16 protein-coding genes are annotated in these 19,089 nt (G+C 52.6%); 7 read left to right on the top strand and 9 right to left on the bottom strand.

Annotation, left to right across the window (positions count from 1 at the left end; translation table 11 throughout):
• Positions 1 to 298: 298 nt before the first annotated feature.
• The 3 genes from uxaC to AC791_RS02140 all read left to right on the top strand — a co-directional run bounded on the left by uxaC (position 299) and on the right by AC791_RS02140 (position 3,851).
• Positions 299 to 1,711: a glucuronate isomerase gene (gene uxaC, locus AC791_RS02150; protein WP_049838836.1), complete on the top strand. Its 1,413-nt coding sequence runs from the start codon at positions 299 to 301 to the stop codon at positions 1,709 to 1,711.
• 18 nt (positions 1,712 to 1,729) lie between these two features.
• Complete coding sequence (locus tag AC791_RS02145) at positions 1,730 to 3,217, top strand: UxaA family hydrolase (protein WP_049838835.1); 1,488 nt, start codon at positions 1,730 to 1,732, stop codon at positions 3,215 to 3,217.
• A gap of 79 nt (positions 3,218 to 3,296) precedes the next feature.
• Positions 3,297 to 3,851: a YgjV family protein gene (locus AC791_RS02140; protein WP_049838834.1), complete on the top strand. Its 555-nt coding sequence runs from the start codon at positions 3,297 to 3,299 to the stop codon at positions 3,849 to 3,851.
• Positions 3,852 to 3,867: 16 nt separating this feature from the next.
• Here the strand turns inward: AC791_RS02140 and sstT are convergent, their stop codons facing one another.
• The 5 genes from sstT to AC791_RS02115 all read right to left on the bottom strand — a co-directional run bounded on the left by sstT (position 3,868) and on the right by AC791_RS02115 (position 9,013).
• On the bottom strand, positions 3,868 to 5,112 hold the full coding sequence (gene sstT / locus AC791_RS02135) for a serine/threonine transporter SstT (RefSeq protein WP_049838833.1): 1,245 nt from the start codon (positions 5,110 to 5,112) through the stop codon (positions 3,868 to 3,870).
• A 250-nt stretch (positions 5,113 to 5,362) separates the two neighbouring features.
• The gene (locus tag AC791_RS02130) at positions 5,363 to 6,328 is read right to left on the bottom strand and encodes a TerC family protein (RefSeq protein ID WP_049838832.1); all 966 of its coding nucleotides are present in this window, start codon (positions 6,326 to 6,328) and stop codon (positions 5,363 to 5,365) included.
• Between the two features lie 312 nt (positions 6,329 to 6,640).
• A complete protein-coding gene (locus AC791_RS02125) occupies positions 6,641 to 7,639 on the bottom strand; it encodes a Gfo/Idh/MocA family protein (protein WP_049838831.1) in 999 nt (332 codons plus the stop codon).
• A 100-nt stretch (positions 7,640 to 7,739) separates the two neighbouring features.
• Entirely contained in the window at positions 7,740 to 8,432 is a 693-nt protein-coding gene (locus AC791_RS02120) for a SanA/YdcF family protein (RefSeq protein WP_049838830.1), read from the bottom strand.
• An 89-nt stretch (positions 8,433 to 8,521) separates the two neighbouring features.
• The gene (locus tag AC791_RS02115) at positions 8,522 to 9,013 is read right to left on the bottom strand and encodes a M48 family metallopeptidase (protein ID WP_049838829.1); all 492 of its coding nucleotides are present in this window, start codon (positions 9,011 to 9,013) and stop codon (positions 8,522 to 8,524) included.
• 85 nt (positions 9,014 to 9,098) lie between these two features.
• Between AC791_RS02115 and rlmG the strand changes: the two genes are divergently transcribed.
• A complete protein-coding gene (rlmG, locus tag AC791_RS02110; protein ID WP_049838828.1) occupies positions 9,099 to 10,235 on the top strand; it encodes a 23S rRNA (guanine(1835)-N(2))-methyltransferase RlmG in 1,137 nt (378 codons plus the stop codon).
• Here the strand turns inward: rlmG and AC791_RS02105 are convergent.
• Together AC791_RS02105 and ygjG are read right to left on the bottom strand one after the other, a co-directional pair.
• The gene (locus AC791_RS02105) at positions 10,232 to 12,250 is read right to left on the bottom strand and encodes an NADPH-dependent 2,4-dienoyl-CoA reductase (protein ID WP_049838827.1); all 2,019 of its coding nucleotides are present in this window, start codon (positions 12,248 to 12,250) and stop codon (positions 10,232 to 10,234) included. The two genes, rlmG and AC791_RS02105, sit on opposite strands and share 4 nt — an antisense overlap.
• Positions 12,251 to 12,495: 245 nt before the next feature.
• Complete coding sequence (gene ygjG / locus AC791_RS02100) at positions 12,496 to 13,887, bottom strand: putrescine aminotransferase (RefSeq protein WP_199485490.1); 1,392 nt, start codon at positions 13,885 to 13,887, stop codon at positions 12,496 to 12,498.
• A 420-nt stretch (positions 13,888 to 14,307) separates the two neighbouring features.
• Between ygjG and AC791_RS02095 the strand changes: the two genes are divergently transcribed.
• On the top strand, positions 14,308 to 15,828 hold the full coding sequence (locus AC791_RS02095; RefSeq protein WP_049838825.1) for a PAS domain-containing methyl-accepting chemotaxis protein: 1,521 nt from the start codon (positions 14,308 to 14,310) through the stop codon (positions 15,826 to 15,828).
• On the opposite strand, the gene AC791_RS02090 is transcribed toward AC791_RS02095, so the two are convergent.
• Complete coding sequence (locus AC791_RS02090; RefSeq protein ID WP_049838824.1) at positions 15,825 to 16,346, bottom strand: PadR family transcriptional regulator; 522 nt, start codon at positions 16,344 to 16,346, stop codon at positions 15,825 to 15,827. The genes AC791_RS02095 and AC791_RS02090 overlap by 4 nt on opposite strands.
• Positions 16,347 to 16,566: 220 nt before the next feature.
• Between AC791_RS02090 and AC791_RS02085 the strand changes: the two genes are divergently transcribed.
• Positions 16,567 to 17,328 carry a siderophore-interacting protein gene (locus AC791_RS02085; RefSeq protein ID WP_049838823.1) on the top strand — a complete coding sequence of 254 codons (762 nt, stop codon included), beginning with the start codon at positions 16,567 to 16,569 and terminating at the stop codon, positions 17,326 to 17,328.
• A gap of 198 nt (positions 17,329 to 17,526) precedes the next feature.
• On the top strand, positions 17,527 to 18,834 hold the full coding sequence (locus AC791_RS02080; protein WP_049838822.1) for a diguanylate cyclase: 1,308 nt from the start codon (positions 17,527 to 17,529) through the stop codon (positions 18,832 to 18,834).
• A 43-nt stretch (positions 18,835 to 18,877) separates the two neighbouring features.
• Here AC791_RS02080 and AC791_RS02075 read toward each other — a convergent pair whose 3' ends face one another.
• Positions 18,878 to 19,087, bottom strand: a complete 210-nt coding sequence (locus AC791_RS02075; RefSeq protein WP_049838821.1) for a tautomerase family protein — start codon at positions 19,085 to 19,087, stop codon at positions 18,878 to 18,880.
• Positions 19,088 to 19,089: the final 2 nt, after the last annotated feature.

Raw genomic sequence — 19,089 nt, 5'->3', positions numbered from 1 at the left:
TTCATCAAAAATGCATTCATTGAAACTATCTTTGGAACGGCGGAAAAGATAACTTGTCATACAACTTTAAAAGGTGAGAGCCGTCACAAAAGTGTGAATATTTGTATGGGTATTGTTTTTTAGCGTAAATCTGTTATTTAACAATATCTTAATAACCATTTACTCTATAGTGGGTAGTTTTTTTATTATTTATTATTGATCTATCTCACGAAAATATGCTCGGACTGTAGAAATTGGTGTGATAACTTTGTCAGCATTGACCATATGCATCAGACGCACTCTCTGAGAGGAAGATGAAATGACCCCGTTTATGACTGAAGATTTCCTGCTGGATACCGAATTTGCCCGCCGTCTCTATCATGATTACGCGAAAGACCAGCCTATTTTCGATTTCCACTGCCATTTACCGCCGCAGCAGATCGCTGAAGATTACCGCTTCAAAAACTTGTATGACATCTGGCTGAAAGGCGATCATTACAAATGGCGCGCCATGCGCACCAACGGCGTGGCCGAACGCCTGTGTACCGGCGATGCCAGCGATCGTGAGAAGTTTGATGCGTGGGCGGCTACTGTTCCGCATACCATTGGTAACCCGTTATACCACTGGACCCACCTGGAGCTTCGTCGTCCGTTTGGTATTACAGGTAAGCTACTTTCGCCCTCGACTGCGGATGAGATCTGGGAGCGTGGTAATGAACTGCTGGCGCAGGATCGCTTCTCTGCCCGTGGGATCATGCAGCAGATGAATGTGAAAATGGTAGGGACGACTGACGATCCGATCGACTCTCTGGAGCATCATGCCAGCGTGGCGAAAGATACCAGTTTCACCGTTAAAGTACTGCCGAGCTGGCGACCGGATAAGGCGTTCAACATTGAGCAGGCGACGTTTAACGACTATATGGCAAAACTGGGTGAAGTTTCTGACACCGATATCCGCCGTTTTACCGATCTGCAAACCGCGCTGACCAAACGTCTGGATCACTTTGCCGCTCACGGCTGTAAAGTCTCCGATCACGCGCTGGACGTCGTGCTGTTTGCTGAAGCCAGCGATGCTGAACTGGACAGTATTCTGGCGCGTCGTCTCGCGGGTGAGAGCCTGAATGAGCAAGAAGTGGCCCAGTTCAAAACCGCCGTGCTGGTTTTCCTCGGCGCAGAATACGCGCGTCGCGGCTGGGTACAGCAGTACCACATTGGTGCTCTGCGTAATAACAACCAGCGTCAGTTTAAATTGCTGGGGCCGGACGTCGGTTTCGACTCCATCAACGATCGCCCGCTGGCAGAAGAGTTATCCAAACTGCTGAGCAAGCAGAACGAGCAGAATCTGCTGCCGAAAACCATTCTGTACTGTCTGAACCCGCGTGATAACGAAGTGCTGGGCACCATGATTGGTAACTTCCAGGGCGAAGGGATGCCGGGCAAAATGCAATTCGGTTCCGGCTGGTGGTTTAACGATCAGAAAGACGGCATGGAACGTCAGATGACTCAGCTGGCGCAACTTGGCCTGTTAAGTCGCTTCGTCGGTATGCTGACCGACAGTCGCAGCTTCCTCTCCTACACGCGTCACGAATATTTCCGTCGCATTCTGTGCCAGATGATTGGCCGTTGGGTTGAAGCGGGCGAAGCGCCGGCCGACATCCAACTGCTGGGCGAGATGGTAAAAAATATCTGCTTTAACAATGCGCGTGATTACTTCGCCATTGAACTGAACTAAGCCTCGAGGTTGGTTGATATGCAATACATTAAGATCCATTCGCAGGACAACGTTGCCGTCGCGCTGGCCGATCTCGCCATCGGTACGCAAGTGACCGTTGAGGGTCAGACCGTCGAACTGCGTCAGGACGTAGTGCGCGGGCATAAGTTCGCGCTTTGCGCCATTGCGAAAGGGGAAAACGTCACAAAATATGGTCTGCCTATTGGTCATGCGCTGACGGATATTGCGCCAGGGGAACATATCCATGCCCACAACACGCGCACTAACCTCAGCGATCTGGACGAGTATAGCTATCAACCTGAATTTCAGGCTGAAGAAGTACAGCCTGCGGATCGTGAAGTGCAGCTCTATCGCCGCGCCAATGGTGACGTTGGCGTACGTAACGAGCTGTGGATCCTGCCAACCGTTGGCTGCGTCAACGGCATCGCCCGCCAGATCCAGAATCGTTTCCTGAAGGAAACCAACGATGCGGAAGGCACCGATGGTGTCTTCCTCTTCAGCCACACCTTTGGATGTTCACAGCTTGGCGACGATCACATCAACACCCGTACCATGCTGCAAAATATGGTCCGTCATCCCAATGCGGGGGCGGTGCTGGTGATTGGTCTGGGTTGTGAAAACAACCAGGTCGATGCGTTCCGGGAGACGCTGGGCGATTTCGATCCCGAGCGCGTTCACTTTATGGTTCTGCAACATCAGGACGATGAAATCGAAGCCGGACTTGAGCATTTACACCAGCTGTACAACGTGATGCGTCATGATAAGCGTGAGCCGGGCAGACTGGGCGAGCTGAAATTTGGTCTTGAGTGCGGCGGTTCAGACGGGCTCTCCGGGATCACCGCGAACCCGATGCTCGGTCGCTTTTCTGATTATGTGATTGCCAACGGTGGGACGACCGTACTGACTGAAGTCCCGGAAATGTTTGGCGCTGAACAGTTGTTAATGAGCCACTGCCGCGATGAAGAAACGTTTGAAAAGCTGGTAACCATGGTCAACGATTTCAAACAGTACTTCATTGCGCATAATCAGCCGATTTATGAGAACCCGTCGCCGGGTAACAAAGCCGGTGGCATCACGACGCTTGAAGATAAATCGTTAGGGTGTACGCAGAAAGCCGGTTCCAGTCAGGTGGTTGACGTATTACGTTACGGCGAGCGCCTGAAAACGCCGGGTCTGAACCTGCTGAGCGCGCCAGGCAATGATGCCGTCGCCACCAGCGCGCTGGCCGGAGCAGGTTGCCACATGGTGCTGTTCAGTACCGGGCGCGGCACGCCTTACGGCGGTTTCGTCCCGACGGTGAAAATTGCCACTAACAGCGAGCTGGCCGCGAAGAAGAAAAGCTGGATCGATTTTGATGCCGGACAGCTGATTCACGGTAAACCCATGCCGCAGTTACTGAGCGAGTTTGTTGATGTCATCGTGGACATTGCCAGCGGTAAAAAATCCTGTAATGAACTGAATGATTTCCGCGAGCTGGCGATTTTCAAAAGTGGCGTAACGCTGTAACGTTGCCATTGTAATTTTAAAACGGCGTTTCATATAATGAAGCGCCGTTTCTATTTGTACTGCACGCTAAGGATCAAGCATGACTGCATACTGGCTGGCCCAGGGAGTGGGTGTTGTTGCCTTTCTGATTGGGATCACAACCTTCATTAATCGCGACGAGCGACGTTTCAAACTTCAGCTGGCCGTCTATAGCGCCGTTATCGGACTGCATTTTTTCCTGATGGGAGCATGGCCTGCGGGCATGAGTGCGGAACTCAATGCCATTCGTACCGTGATTTCTCTGCGCACGCGCAGATTGTGGGTGATGAGCGTTTTTATCGTTTTGACGCTGGTGCTTGGCCTGAGCAAACTGGATCACGCCATGGAACTGCTGCCGATTATTGGCACTACCGTCAGTACCTGGGCGCTGTTTCGCTGTAGGGGATTGACCACACGCTGCGTCATGTGGTGCTCAACCGTGTGCTGGGTAGCGCATAACTTCTGGCTGGGTTCAATTGGCGGCACGTTGATTGAGGGCAGTTTTTTACTGATGAACGGCCTGAATATCATTCGTTTCTGGCGTATGCAGCGCCGCGGTATTGACCCGTTTAAAATTGAGAAAGCAGTACAGGAAGAGAACCCCTCAGCCCGCTAGCCGAGGGGCGTAATGCTTAGTTGCGTAGCGCGTTGTGCGCCAGTCGGTCATCTTCAGCCTGACAGGCAGCTGCGGTAAACAGCACGTCGGTAGAGGAGTTGAGGGCCGTCTCACAAGAGTCCTGTAATACGCCGATGATAAAGCCTACTGCCACGACCTGCATGGCGATATCGTTCGGAATGCCAAACATGTTGCATGCCAGCGGGATAAGCAGCAGCGAGCCGCCTGCCACACCGGATGCACCACAGGCGCACAGAGAGGCAACCACGCTTAATAAAAGCGCCGTTGGTAAATCCACCGGAATGCCCAGCGTGTTTACGGCTGCCAGGGTCAGTACGGTAATCGTAATTGCCGCACCAGCCATATTGATGGTCGCGCCCAGCGGAATGGAAACCGAATAAGTGTTTTTGTCCAGATTCAATTTTTCACACAGCGCCATATTCACCGGAATATTGGCCGCGGAGCTGCGGGTGAAGAACGCGTAAACACCACTTTCACGCAGGCAGGTGAATACCAGCGGGAACGGGTTACGACGTATTTTCCACCACACCAGTAGAGGGTTAATCACCAGCGCAACCAGCAACATACAGCCGATCAGCACGACCAGCAGCTGCGCATAGCCCCATAGAGTGGCAAAACCGGTCGTTGCCAGCGTTGACGCGACCAAACCAAAAATGCCGATCGGGGCAAAACGGATCACCAGTCTCACCATAAAGGTCACCGCATGGGACATATCGTTAACCAGATTTTTAGTGGTGTCGTTCCCGTGGCGCAGAGCAAAGCCCAGACCGACGGCCCAGACCAGAATACCGATATAGTTGGCATTAAGCAGAGCATCAATTGGGTTGGCTACCATGCTTAACAGCAGACCGCGCAAAACCTCAATAATGCCGGATGGCGGCACAATATCATTAGCGCTGCTGGTCAGGTGCAGGGTAGACGGGAAGGCAAAACTGAAAACAACTGCTGCCAGCGCGGCGGAGAAGGTACCCAGCAGATAGAGAAATAAAATCGGACGAATGGTGGTTTTTTGCCCGTGCTGATGGTTAGCGATAGACGCCATAACCAGCATTAACACCAGCAAGGGCGCGACGGCCTTAAGTGCGCCAACGAACAGCGTGCCCAGCAATCCCACGGCAATCGCCGCCGGCGTTGAAATCCAGGCTATTAAAATCCCCAGCACCAGGCCGACTAAAATTTGTTTAACCAGACTGCCTCCAGCCAGACGCCGAAATAGCCCCGGTGTGCGTTGTGTTGTCATTTCATGATCCTTTCATTGTGTTGTTGCTCATCCGTAGTGCGTTCTGATGACGCATCTTTCAGGATGTTACAAAGTGTTTGCCTGAGTGAGTATCAGGTAACAAAAGGAGTGCGAAAAGCAAAATATGCTGGATTTTACGCTCTGCTCATATTCTTTAACTTAAAATTAACTATTTTGTGACATGTTAAGCAGAATGCCCGCGCAGCGAACGCTCGCGGGCTTTCACCTGTTAAGGCGAATAAAAGATGGGCTACGCCCGCCGCTTCTTGTCGTTCTGATGGTTCACCCACAGGTTAATTAGCAGTGTGGCGACCAGAATACCAAATACAATGCCGAGCGAGATGGCGATCGGAATATGGTAAAAATCCACGATCAGCATCTTAATACCGATAAACACCAGGATAATCGACAAGCCGTATTTGAGCATTGAGAAACGCTCTGCAACACCCGCCAGCAGGAAGTACATCGCACGCAGACCGAGGATCGCAAACAGGTTTGAAGTCAAAACGATAAACGGATCGGTAGTCACCGCAAAGATAGCCGGAATACTGTCTACCGCGAAAATTACGTCGCTCAGTTCCACCAGAATCAGCACCAGCAGCAGCGGCGTCGCAAACAGCACACCGTTTTTGCGAATGAAAAAATGCTCGCTTTCGATTTTATCCGTCATGCGTAAATGGCTGCGCAGCCAGCGCACCACCGGTTTGTCGCCGATGCCGCCTTCATCTTCTTTTGCCAGCGCCATCTTCACGCCGGTAAACAGCAGGAACGCGCCGAACACATATAGTAGCCATTCAAACTGGGTGATAAGCCAGCTACCCGCGAAGATCATGATTGTTCTGAGCACGATCGCCCCCAAAACGCCATAGATCAGCACGCGACGCTGTAACGCGGCGGGAACCGCAAAGTAGCTAAATAGCATCAGCCAGACAAAAACGTTATCTACGGCCAGCGCTTTTTCAATCAGATAACCGGTGAGAAAAGCCAGTGCCTGAGGATCGGCAACGGCGCGCCCCTGGGTGGTAGTAAGATACCACCAGAAAGCTGCGTTAAAGATAAGGGAGAGACTGACCCAGACCAGAGACCAGACGGCGGCCTGCTTCATGCTCATGGTATGCGAGCCGCGACGCCCCTGGAGCAGGAGATCGATAGCCAGCATAATCACGACGACAACCGCAAATCCGCCCCACAATAGTGGTGTGCCGACAGTATTCATAGAGCCACTCCTTACGCATAAAAAACAAAACGGCTGAGGTCAGAAGACGTCAGCCGCTACGTGTTTATGCATAGACCTCGCCTTCCGGCAAGGTCTCACTTACAACACTTCTCTATGCTGTAGCGTGGCGGATAGCGTTTCGCTACCCGGCAGACATCAACGTCGATGGTGTTGCCCGGCGACCGGATGCAGTGTTATCCACATCGTAATGACGATCTACCGGCAGTTATGAAGTTACTCCCCTTTGCAGGTAACAAAGTATGACAGGGCATTCATCGGGTCAATGTCCTGAAACCATGCTTTTACACAGTTTTACGCGAGGGCCTGGGCGCTTATATCATCTGCCGGGAAAACCACACCGATCTGGCGGCGGATTTCAGTCTGCAATTTGGCCGTCGTACGACTGACTGCCAGCCCCGGATGATTAACTTCGCCGGTTTCTACCAGCCGCGCAAAGACGTTGGCTTCATACAGCATGGTATTAATATGCTGAGGTTGAGTCAGATCCTGTGCTTTTCCGCCGCGCGGCACCAGGGCCAGGTTCTGGCACTCGGAAATTTTTTCAATCACCAGCGAGCCATCCTCACCCTGAATTTCACTTGCCAGCACTGAGTCGCTGACTTTCGAGTGATGCAGCGTGACGTCAAAATCGCCGTAGTGTAATACTACCGTACCGTGGGCATCCACGCCGCTTGCCAGCAGGCCAGCAGAGGCCTGAACGCTGTGCGGCTCGCCCCATAATGCCACTGCTGATGCCAGACAGTAAAAACCGATATCCATAATCGAGCCGTTAGAAAATGCCGGATTAAAAGTGTTCGGATTTTCCCCGTCCAGATAGCGCTGGTAGCGGGAAGAGTACTGGCAATAATTAATAAACGCTTTGCGGATTTTGCCTAATTTCGGCAGGGTTTGCTGTAGCAGCAGAAAGTTTGGCAGGCTGGCGGTTTTAAACGCTTCAAACAGCACGACCTGATTTTCACGCGCCAGCGCGATAGCCTCTTCAACCTCTCGCAGGTTTGATGCCAGCGGTTTCTCACAAATCACATGTTTTTTATGGCTGAGAAACAGACGCGTTTGCGGAAAATGCAGAGAATTAGGACTGGCGATATACACGGCGTCAAACGCGTCGCTGCTGGCCATATCTTCGAGCGAGGTAAAGAGATGCTCTACCGGATAATCGCTGGCGAAATGCCGGGCCTGCTCAAGGCTGCGTGAGTAAACGGCGGTTAAGGTGTATTTACCGGTTTCATGGGCGGCATCGACAAACTGACGGGTGATCCAGTTTGTGCCAATGACTGCGAAGCGTATCATAGATGCGTGTCTACTCCGTTAAATGAACGTGCTGCCAATGTAGCATGGCGTCATGACAAAACCAGCGCTCTGGCGTGTATAACGTTATGCAGGTCGCGCTTTACTGTACAGGACAGCCGCTTTTACCATTGGCCCTGAGCGTCACCAGTGGGCCAAGGTATTTAGGCTGGCGGTGCAGGATCCTGGCGTCCAGCACCGCGCTCACCCGCGCCAGTTTTTCCCGAATTTGCGTATAGCGGCCGTGCTTACCGGATAAATCTTCCGCGTTAAAGCCGATGGCATCAATACCGTACTGCTGCGCCAGCCAAATCGCTCGCTGATTATGAAAGGCCTGAGAAACGATGGTAAAACGGTTTTCACCAAAGACTTTTTGCGTACGTACGACGGAATCCAGCGTGGAAAAACCGGCATAATCGCAATAAATCGCATCTGACGGAACGCCGCGAGCGATCAACGCCTTGCGCATGGCGGAAGGTTCATCGTAATGCGCGTTGCCGTTGTCACCGCTGACCAGAAGCCACGTGACCTTTCCCGCCTGATAAAGCTCCGCCGCCGCGTCAATACGCCGGTTGAAGTAACGATTACCCGGTTTTGCGCCGAGTACCAAAGCCACTTTGCGTACCGGCAGATCGTCCAGACTATGGTATAGCCGGCCTTGCGAAGCTGCCGTGATGGTATGGCCTGCATAGAGGATCAGTCCTGCCCCTGCGATAATCGCCAGTAACAGCAGGATGAAAACATAGCGATTAAAAATAAGATGAAATAATGCTGTGAATATCCGTTTAACCTGCATTGTTCATTCCTTGTGACGAGTGATGACAGAGCATAAACCGGAATAAACAAAATACACGCACAAGATGGAAAACGATTCTGCTTTCGGACTCATCCCTGGGCCAGATGCGTCAGCCACAGTCGGGTATCAAACTCGAGCTGGTGATACTGCGGCTCCATATGGCAGCAGAGCTGATAAAACGCTTTGCTATGTTCTTTCTCTTTCAGGTGCGCCAGTTCATGCACAACGATCATCCGCAGAAACGGTTCTGGCGCACTGCGAAATACCGTTGCGACGCGAATTTCAGCTTTAGCTTTCAGCTTGCCACCCTGGACGCGTGAAATCGCGGTATGCAGGCCCAGCGCGTTTTTCAACACGTGGATCTTATTGTCATACATCACTTTATTAATCGGCGCGCCGTTACGCAGAAACTGACTTTTCAGATCCTGCGTATACTGCCAGAGAGCCTTATCGGTGGTGATATCGTGCGTACCCGGATAGCGCTTTTGCAGCACGTCGCCGAGCCGCTGTTCAGCAATCAGCGTGCGAACCTGAGAAAGCAGGTGTTCCGGATAGCCCTGTAGATAGTTAAGATTGCTCATTGATGCCCCACGCTGACGGTAAAAAAGAGTATACTCACGCACCCTTTTAGGGATAACACCGAAATTTTACCATTCTGGAGGGCCGATGAGCCACATAGACAACGGTTTCCGTTCACTGGATCTTAAACGTTTCCCTGAAACGGATGACGTTAACCCGCTACAGGCGTGGGAAGCGGCGGATGAGTATCTGCTGCAACAGTTGGACGATACCGCCATCACCGGCCCGGTCCTGATTTTTAACGACACGTTCGGTGCATTAAGCTGTGCGCTGGCTGAACATAAGCCGTACAGCATTGGTGACTCTTATTTAAGCGAGCTGGGCACGCGTGAAAATTTACGCCATAACGAGCTTGCAGAAGGCGACGTCACCTTTCTCGACAGCACGGCGCCATACCCGCAGACGCCGGGCGTGGTGCTGATTAAAATTCCAAAAACACTGGCGTTGCTGGAACAGCAGCTCCGTGCCCTGCGTGAGGTGGCAACCGCTGAAACGCGGATCATCGCCGGGGCGAAAGCGCGGGATATTCATAACTCCACGCTGGCGCTGTTCGAAAAAATTCTTGGGCCGACCAAAACCACGCTGGCGTGGAAAAAAGCGCGCCTTATTCAGTGTACGTTTACCGCACCGGCGTTAGCTGACGCGCCACAAACTCTGAGCTGGGCGCTGGAAGGGACACCGTGGACCATCCACAACCATGCTAACGTGTTCTCCCGTACCGGGCTGGATATCGGCGCACGTTTCTTTATGGAACATCTGCCGGGTAATCTGGAAGGCGAAATCGTTGATTTAGGCTGCGGTAACGGCGTGATTGGCCTGACGCTGCTGGATAAGAACCCTGAAGCCACGGTGGTGTTTGTTGATGAATCTCCGATGGCAGTGGCCTCAAGTCGTCTCAACGTCGAAACCAATATGCCTGAGGCATTAGATCGCTGCGAATTTATGATCAACAACGCGCTTTCAGGCGTTGAGCCGTTCCGTTTTAACGCCGTACTGTGCAACCCGCCTTTCCATCAGCAGCATGCGCTGACGGATAACATCGCGTGGGAGATGTTTCATCATGCACGCCGCTGCCTGAAAATTAACGGCGAGCTGTATATTGTGGCGAACCGTCACCTCGACTACTTCCACAAGCTGAAGAAGATTTTCGGCAACTGCGAGACTATCGCCACCAACAGCAAGTTTGTAGTGCTGAAGGCAGTGAAACTGGGCCGCCGCCGCTAAATTGCCAGCGCTAACCGGGTGCCCTGCGTAATCGCGCGTCGGGCATCCAGTTCCAGCGCCACGTCACAACCGCCAATCAAATGTACCGTCTTCCCTGCCGCGCGTAATGCCCCGGCCAGATCGCGCCGTGGCTCCTGTCCGGCACAGATCACCACATGATCCACGTCCAGTACCTGCGGTTCGCCGCCGATCAGAATATGTAATCCGGCGTCGTCGATCTTTTGATAGCTGACCGCCGGGATCATTTCCACGCCGCGGGACAGCAGCGTGGCCCGGTGGATCCAGCCTGTGGTTTTCCCCAGACCGTCGCCAGGCTTACTGGCTTTGCGCTGAAGCATCACGATTCGCCGCGGGCTTTTCGGCAGTTGCGGGCCTTCAGGACGCAGGCCGCCGGGTTGATTCAGGCTGGTATCGATACCCCATTCGACACAGAATTCAGCTATATTCTGGCTGGTGGGATCGCCGGGCTGGCTCAGGTACATCGCAGTGTCAAAACCGATACCGCCGCAGCCGATGATGGCTACCCGCGCGCCAACCGGGGTTTTATCACGCAGTACGTCGAGATAGGTCAGCACTTTCGGATGATCAATACCGTTAATCAGCGGTAGTCGAGGTTCGATGCCGCAGGCCATGATCACCTCATCAAAAAGATGTAGCTGATCTGCGCTAACAAAGTGATTGAGTTGAAGGGCCACGCCGGTGACGTCAATCATTCGCCGGTAATAGCGCAGCGTTTCATAAAACTCCTCTTTGCCGGGGATCTGCCTGGCGACAGTAAACTGTCCACCGATCTCCGCCTGGGCATCAAAAAGCGTCCCGCTGTGGCCGCGTGCAGCGGCATTAATGGCGAAAGCAAGGCCCGCCGGACCGGCACCGATAACCGCCAGATTTTTCTTTTTAATCGCCGGCGTGACGGGCATTTTTGTTTCGTGGCAGGCCCGGGGATTGACCAGGCAGGAGGTCACTTTGCCGGCGAAAATCTGATCCAGGCAGGCCTGATTACAGCCGATACAGGTGTTAATTTCATCTGCCCGCCCGCTTTCGGCTTTTGAAAGAATTTCCGCATCGGCCAGGAACGGACGGGCCATAGAAACCATATCCGCATCGCCACGCGAGAGGATCTCTTCTGCGACCTGCGGATCGTTAATCCGGTTAGTGGCGATCAGCGGGATCGTCACCTGACCTTTAAGCTTACGCGTCACCCAACTAAACGCACCGCGCGGCACGGGCGTCGCAATGGTGGGGATACGGGCTTCATGCCAGCCGATCCCGCTATTGATAAGCGTTGCGCCCGCCGCTTCAATCGCCTGCGCCAGCGCAATGGTTTCCGCCAGCATGCCGCCGTTTTCAACCAGATCGAGCATCGACAGGCGGTAAATAATAATAAAGTCATCACCGATACGTGCACGTACGGCACGCACAATCTCAATCGCAAAACGCATGCGGCGAGTGTAATCGCCACCCCATTCGTCATCACGCTGGTTAGTTCGCGCCGTCAGGAATTCGTTAATTAAGTAACCTTCGGAACCCATTATCTCAACGCCGTCATAACCGGCTTCACGCGCCAGCGCCGCACAGCGGGCAAAATCGTCTATCAGCGTCAGTATCTCGCCGTGAGTTAATTCACGCGGCGTAAAGCGGTTGATGGGCGCCTGAAGCGGGGAGGGGGCAACCAGCTGTGGTTGATAGCTGTAGCGCCCGGTATGCAGGATTTGCAGGGCAATTTTACCGCCTTCATGATGTACCGCATCGGTTATCAGCCGGTGCTGCGCCAGCTGGCTAACATTGATTAATACCGCCGCGCCTTCCATCGTCACGCCGGAGTGGCAGGGCGCTACGCCGCCGGTGACAATCAGCGCCACGCCGTGGCGCGCCCGTTCCGCATAAAATGCTGCCAGCCTCTCTGCACCGTCGGGACGCTCCTCCAGTCCGGTATGCATTGAGCCCATTAGTACCCGATTTTTCAGGGTGGTAAAACCCAGGTTAAGCGGAGCAAACAGCGACGGATAGCTCATAATCGTGTCCAGTATGTAAAATTATTGTTATGTGGTCGGATGAGTTACTAATTTAGCGGCTGCCGCCAAAAAGGGAAAAGATCCGTGTGGTGATTGTGATGGGATTCAAAGATCGAAAGATGGAGGCGCACCGGCAAAGTGATGCTGGTCGGCAGAGAATGAATCTGAGAGTAGGGGGATTCCGCATGTCATTCACTGGCCCGGTAAGCATCGCGCCACCGGGCAGTGAGTCAGTCAGCAGTCGCTTATAGCTCCGCTTCAGGCTCCTGCTGGATAGCTTGCAGAGCCATCAACGCCTGAGCAGCGGCTTTTAATACACTCTCACACTGCTCAATACTCAACGTCAGCGGTGGTTCAATGCGGATGGTTTTCGCGTTATTTAATGTTCCCGCCACCAGAATATGCTGGCAGAACATCTGGCTGGCAAACCGATACCCGGTGTCGCCGTCCACAAACTCAATAGCCATCAGCATACCTTTACCGCGTGCATCCTTAATTAATTCAGGATACTGGCGTGCCAGAAGCCTAAAGCCGTCCAACAGCATGTCGCCTTTCTGCTCTGCCTGCGCCGGAAGATTTTCCTCCAGCAGCACATTAATGGTAGCCAGCGCCGCAGCGCAGGCCAGCGGATTGCCGCCAAAGGTGGTGGTATGCAGAAACGGATTATCAAACAGCACTGAAAAGACTTCTTCAGTCGCAATAGTGGCCCCAATGGGCATGACACCGCCGCCCAATGCTTTTGCCAGGCACAAAATATCTGGCTGTACGTTCTCATGCTCGCAGGCAAACATTTTGCCGGTTCGGCCCATCCCGGTCTGGACCTCATCGAGGATCAGTAATGCGCCAAACGTATCGCACAGTTTACGGACTGCGGATAAGTAGCCGGATGGCGGCAGGATCACACCGCCTTCGCCCTGGATGGGTTCGAGGATCACCGCGGCCACATCGTCACCCGTTTTCTGGCATTCACTGAGCATCAAATGCATCGCATCAATATCACCAAACGGAACGTGGCGAAAGCCTGGCAGCAGCGGCATAAACGGTTTGCGAAAGTCAGATTTCGCCGTTGCCGATAGCGCGCCGAGAGACTTACCGTGGAAGGCACCGCTGGCGGCAATAAAGGTAAATTTGCCGCGCGGCGACTGGTAGGCTTTAGCCAGTTTGAGCGCCGCCTCAATAGATTCGGTGCCGCTGTTGCTAAAGAAACTGTATTTCAGTTTGCCCGGCGTAAGTGCCGCCAGCGTTTTTGCCAGCATCGCCCTTAAAGGATCGAGCAGCTCCTGGCTGTGAAGGGGTTGTTTAGCAAGCTGATTCTGTACGGCGGAAACAACAACCGGATTACGGTGCCCCACGTTAAAAATGCCAAAACCGCCCAGGCAATCAATAAATTCCTGCCCCTGGGTGTCGACAAGCGTATTCAGACTGCCCGCCTGCCACTCTACGGCTCCGTAATCCCCGCCAGCGGTAACAGATTTTCGATATTGCAAAAAACCAGGATTTACATGCTCTTTGAAGTAGTCGATCACCTCGCGATTAAGCTCTTTCATCTCCTCATGATCAAGCGTGCGCTTTTCAATGAGATTCAATGCGTGCGCAGTACAGGCTAACGCCGATGCGCTGGAAGGTAGTCTGTTCAAAATAAGCTCCAGGGGCGCGCGTATCACGTGATACTGAATTAAGTATTGCAGGGATTGCGCCAGTTCGACGCACTTAACACAAATCAGGATAAACACCAGGCAAAACCCGATTTGAACAATATTTAATCACGTTGTCAGGGCTGAGGAAAAGCGAACGCCTGAATACGGCGGAGAGGGAAACAAGCAGAATCAGCCAGTTGCGCCAAAAAGGAGCAGGCCTGCACGCTTATTGAGCTGACTATTGAACTATTTCATGACGAAAATATTAAAAATCAATGAATTAAATAATCCTGCAAATTATGCGGTTTAATCGCAAATTGCGATCTAAGTCAAATTTAACAACTAAAGATAAATAAATTATCGCCGACATAACATTACACCAAAAAATTAACATCCAAATAACGCGCAAAGGATGCAGTTATGCCTACCTCTTCTGTTGTTACCCAACGTGAGCACCTTCTGGACGACAATACGACATTAATGTCGACCACCGATTTACGCAGCATCATTACCCACGCGAATGATACGTTTGTGGATGTCAGCGGCTATTCACTTCAGGAACTGTCAGGCCAGCCACACAATCTGGTGCGGCATCCGGACATGCCAAAAGCCGCGTTTGCCGATATGTGGTATACCCTACAGAAGGGTGAGCCGTGGACCGGCATTGTCAAAAATCGCTGTAAAAATGGCGACCACTACTGGGTGCGGGCGAACGTAGCACCGATGGTGCGCGAGGGCAAAATCACCGGTTATATGTCAATTCGTACTAAAGCCCGCGCTGATGAAGTGGCTGCCGTAACGCCGCTGTATCAGGCGCTGAATGCCGGAAAATGCCGTCAGCGGCTGCACAAAGGGAGAGTCGTTCGCCCCGGCATTAGCGGCTGGCTCAATGCTCTGCCGCTACGCTGGCGCGTGCGGAACATCATGATACTGCTTTTTGTAATGCTCGCAGCAGCATTGGGGCTAAGCGGTGCGCCGCCAGCAGCAATACTCTTCAGTTCGCTACCGCTGTTACTGGGATGTGCCTGTCTGGAGTGGCAAATTGTTCGACCGGTAGAACAGGTGGCGCGTGAGGCCCTCAGCGTGGCGACCGGTGAAAAGAGCCAGGTTGAGCCGTTTCACCGTAGTGATGAACTGGGGTTAACGCTGCGGGCTGTCGGGCAACTGGGTCTGATGAGCCGCTGGCTGATGAACGATGTTGCAAGCCAGGTCGCCCGCGTGCGCGACGGCAGCGTTGCGCTGGCGAAAGGCAACGACGATCTTAATGAGCGTACCCGGCAAACGGTGGTCAACGTTCAACAAACGGTTGCCACCATGAGCCAGATGGCGGTATCAGTACAAAATAACTCCGTCACGGCCGCGGCGGCCGATAAACTCTCCAGCGCCGCCAGCAGTGCGGCAACACACGGTGGAAGGGCGATGGAAACCGTAATAAAAACCATGGATGAGATTGCCAGCAGCACTCAGCGCATTGGCTCCATCACCACGTTAATCAATGACATTGCTTTTCAGACTAATATTCTTGCTCTTAATGCTGCCGTTGAAGCCGCCCGTGCAGGGGAGCAGGGTAAAGGATTTGCCGTAGTCGCCGGGGAGGTTCGTCATCTGGCCAGCCGCAGCGCCAGTGCGGCCAACGATATTCGTAAGCTGATCGATGCCAGTGCCAGTAAAGTTCAGTCTGGCTCGGGACAGGTCCATGCCGCCGGACAGACGATGGACGATATTGTGGTGCAGGTACAAAATGTTACCCGGCTGCTTGGCGAAATCAGCAGTTCTACCGCTGAACAGGCGGCAGGGCTGGCTGATTTAACGCGGGCTGTGGCTGAACTGGATGTCATCACGCAGAAAAATGCCGGGCTGGTAGAAAAGAATGCCGCGGTTTCTGCGATGGTTAAACAGCGGGCCAGCCGCCTTGAAGAGGCGGTGACCGTACTGCATTAATCCAGCTGGCCAATCTCCAGCGCCGCGCGGTCAATAATGCCGATAATCTGCTTAAGCTGCGCGGCACTCAGTTCTTGCTGGTTAATTTTTAAATCCAGCACCGTTTTAAAGTTTTCAATCGCACGTTTCATCTGGGGATCTTTACGTAGCGCATAGCCGACGCAACGCGCTTTGATCCGCACATAAATGTGATCCAGCGTATCCTGATTCTCTTCCAGCCAGTGCAATCCTATTTTGGTAATAGCGATTTTTTTACGTCCGCCGTCTTCATCAGTGACGGTGATCAGCTGCTGGTCCTGCAAAAGCTCAAGTGTGGGATAAATCACCCCGGGGCTGGGAATATAATTACCCAGCGTCAGTGACTCAATTTCTTTAATAATTTCATACCCGTGGCTGGCGTGATGACGTAATTGATCGAGAATGACCAACCGCAGTTCGCCGTGGGCAAAAAAGCGCTGACGCCGACTACCGCGAAGATGAAGGGAGTGTTCACCCTCCGGCTGATGATGCTGTTGCATAGAAACACCTCATTACATTGCTATATCTACTCTATATCTAATGGTGTCTAAACTGCAATTACTACCTTTCATATATATTTACTATATGTTTTTAAAGGTTATTTTAATCATGCCTTCCCTATATTTAGATATATCTAAAAATGCTTGATCTTTTTATAACTAACAATCATTATCATTTGAGTTGAAAATCAGATATATCATAGCGAGCAGAGGTTACATAATGAGCGATAAATCGCCTTATCCGCGTAAAGTCCGTAATGAATTACGCTTCCGCGAACTGGACGTATTACGCGTTGAGCGTATTAGCGCCGGCTTTCAGCGCATCGTTCTGGGCGGCGACGCGCTGGAAGGATTTTCTTCACAAGGTTTTGACGACCATACCAAAGTTTTTTTCCCCGAGACAGGGACACGGGTGATCCCTCCCGAGGTCACTGAGGACGGGATTATCTGGACCGACGGTGTGCGCCCTCAGGCGCGTGATTACACCCCGCTGTATGACGCGGTACGCCATGAGCTGGCGCTGGACTTCTTTATTCACGACGGCGGCGTCGCCAGCCGCTGGGCCATAAATGCTCGTGCAGGGGATACGCTGACTATCGGTGGACCACGCGGTTCGCTGGTGGTGCCGGAGGATTACGCCTGGCAGCTCTACATCTGTGATGAGTCAGGTATGCCCGCACTGCGTCGGCGGCTGGAAGGATTACAACGTCTGACATCGCGGCCGGAGGTAAAGGCCATTGTCAGCGTGACCAATCCCGCGGTAAAAGATTACCTGGCCCCGCTAACCGATTTTACTATCGACTGGATTATCGGCCATGATCAGCAGGCGCTTGCCGCACGGCTGGCACAGCTTACTGTGCCGGAGGATGACTATTTTATCTGGCTGACCGGCGAAGGCGATACGGTGAAAAACATATCAGCAGTGTTTAACAATCAGGATCAGCAGCGGGTGCGGAGTGTGGCCTACTGGCATCAAAAATAAATAGCCGGACGGCTAATGCCAAAGGATGACGGCCTTTTAGCGCCGTCTATACGATGATAGCGTGCAGGGGCTGTTTTATATAAATAATATTTATATTCATCACATCAATGATTGCTATTCACTGTTTGCGCTTACCTGTATCTTGATAACGTTTGTTGCCCCGATCCGACTACCGTTTAACGCAATTTGAGCATATTCATGACCAATGAAAAAACCTGTCCTTATTTTCTTGAGGCTGATGAGAGGCATCTGTTTGAGCTTCTCAATCATAATTCTGACTGGTTATGGGAAGTGGATGCTGAAGGGCGCTATACCTGGGTGTCCGACGTCGTTAATGAACTGTTAGGTTATCCCCCGGAATATGTTCTCGGGCGAACGCCATTTGATTTTATGCTGCCCGAAGAGGCGCAACGGGTAGGGCTGGCTTTTGCCGAGATTGTGACGGCTAAAAGGGCATTTTCCGGCCTGGTAAACCGTAACCGCCGGGCGGACGGTTCAATAGTCGTGCTTGAGACCAGCGGCATACCGCTGTTTGATGAGCAGGGAGAACTCAGGGGCTATCGGGGCATCGATCGTAATATCTCCACGCTGGGTGAACGCGTACTACAACTGGAAACCATCTACGACACCACGCCGGTTGCGCTATGCATGATTGACTTAAGCGGACGTATCGTGATGTCGAATAAAGCGATGACCCGTCTGTTAGCCAGCGCGCCTGCCGACACCAGCAGCCACTATTTTCCCGATGTGATGCCTGAATGCTGGCAGCAGTTTTTGCAGGATTTCACCGTTGCAAGCAGCAGCGCAGAGATCCCCAGCCGGGAGGTCATCTACTCCGGGCGCTATTATTACACTCAGCCGGTGCCAGTTTATGATGCCATGGAGAATGTGGTCGGCTTGTCGGTCACCTGGGTAGATATTACCGCCCGTCGTCTGGCAGAAGAGAAGCTGGCCAGCGCTAATCTGGTACTGCAGCAATTTGCGCAGTTAGATCATTTGACCGGGCTGTTTAATCGTCGTCATATGGATGAGTTTCTGGTCACGCAAATTGCCCATGCCCTTGAACAAGGGCTACCGCTGTCTATTTGCCTCGCGGATATCGACTTTTTCAAAAATTTTAATGACAACCAGGGGCATCAGTCCGGTGATGAGTGCCTGCGTGCGGTGACCAAAGCGCTGGTTTCAGCCAGCCTGCGACCCGAAGATAATATCAGCCGCTACGGTGGCGAAGAATTTTTAGTGATCCTGCCGCGTACCGATATGGCCGGTGCGCTGATTGTCGCCGAACGGCTGCGTGAAAGTATTACCGCACTGCATATCCCGCATATTTCGAGTCCAACAGGCTTTCTGACCATCAGCATCGGGGTAGCGACCCTTTACGATGCGAAAGCTCTGCCCGACGACCGGCCGCTGCACAGTATTGCCAGCGAGCTGATTTATCAGGCGGACACTGCCCTTTACAAGGCTAAAAAGCAGGGCCGCAACCGGGTGGTGAGCGGGGAATAGTAAGGCAAAATGCTCCCGGCTAATCCGTAGCCAGGAGCATGATTTAACGGACTCTGTATTCTTGTGGGATGCTGAAAGGCTCATCAGCACGGTAATAACCGCCGTCTTTCACTTCCTCAATCAGTACCATGGTATGCGCCCGGGCATGTTCGGAAAAATACTCGACCAGCAGGTCTGTGATCCGATGGCCAATTTCGGCTTTCTGCTCCGCGCTTAATGCTGCTTCCGGGGTTTTGATATTAACAAAAGGCATAA

It is taken from the genome of Klebsiella sp. RIT-PI-d (assembly GCF_001187865.1).
Taxonomy (GTDB): Bacteria; Pseudomonadota; Gammaproteobacteria; order Enterobacterales; family Enterobacteriaceae; genus Superficieibacter.
The sequence above is the reverse complement of the archived record's forward strand: the minus strand, read 5'-3'. Positions and strand labels throughout refer to the sequence as shown.

Excerpts from the sequence above, each read along its gene's own strand:
- uxaC (WP_049838836.1), top strand. The coding sequence starts at position 299 with ATGACCCCGTTTATGACTGAAGATTTCCTGCTGGATACCGAATTTGCC.
- AC791_RS02145 (WP_049838835.1), top strand. The coding sequence starts at position 1,730 with ATGCAATACATTAAGATCCATTCGCAGGACAACGTTGCCGTCGCGCTG.
- AC791_RS02140 (WP_049838834.1), top strand. The coding sequence starts at position 3,297 with ATGACTGCATACTGGCTGGCCCAGGGAGTGGGTGTTGTTGCCTTTCTG.
- sstT (WP_049838833.1), bottom strand. The coding sequence starts at position 5,112 with ATGACAACACAACGCACACCGGGGCTATTTCGGCGTCTGGCTGGAGGC.
- AC791_RS02130 (WP_049838832.1), bottom strand. The coding sequence starts at position 6,328 with ATGAATACTGTCGGCACACCACTATTGTGGGGCGGATTTGCGGTTGTC.
- AC791_RS02125 (WP_049838831.1), bottom strand. The coding sequence starts at position 7,639 with ATGATACGCTTCGCAGTCATTGGCACAAACTGGATCACCCGTCAGTTT.
- AC791_RS02120 (WP_049838830.1), bottom strand. The coding sequence starts at position 8,432 with ATGCAGGTTAAACGGATATTCACAGCATTATTTCATCTTATTTTTAAT.
- AC791_RS02115 (WP_049838829.1), bottom strand. The coding sequence starts at position 9,013 with ATGAGCAATCTTAACTATCTACAGGGCTATCCGGAACACCTGCTTTCT.
- rlmG (WP_049838828.1), top strand. The coding sequence starts at position 9,099 with ATGAGCCACATAGACAACGGTTTCCGTTCACTGGATCTTAAACGTTTC.
- AC791_RS02105 (WP_049838827.1), bottom strand. The coding sequence starts at position 12,250 with ATGAGCTATCCGTCGCTGTTTGCTCCGCTTAACCTGGGTTTTACCACC.
- AC791_RS02095 (WP_049838825.1), top strand. The coding sequence starts at position 14,308 with ATGCCTACCTCTTCTGTTGTTACCCAACGTGAGCACCTTCTGGACGAC.
- AC791_RS02090 (WP_049838824.1), bottom strand. The coding sequence starts at position 16,346 with ATGCAACAGCATCATCAGCCGGAGGGTGAACACTCCCTTCATCTTCGC.
- AC791_RS02085 (WP_049838823.1), top strand. The coding sequence starts at position 16,567 with ATGAGCGATAAATCGCCTTATCCGCGTAAAGTCCGTAATGAATTACGC.
- AC791_RS02080 (WP_049838822.1), top strand. The coding sequence starts at position 17,527 with ATGACCAATGAAAAAACCTGTCCTTATTTTCTTGAGGCTGATGAGAGG.
- AC791_RS02075 (WP_049838821.1), bottom strand. The coding sequence starts at position 19,087 with ATGCCTTTTGTTAATATCAAAACCCCGGAAGCAGCATTAAGCGCGGAG.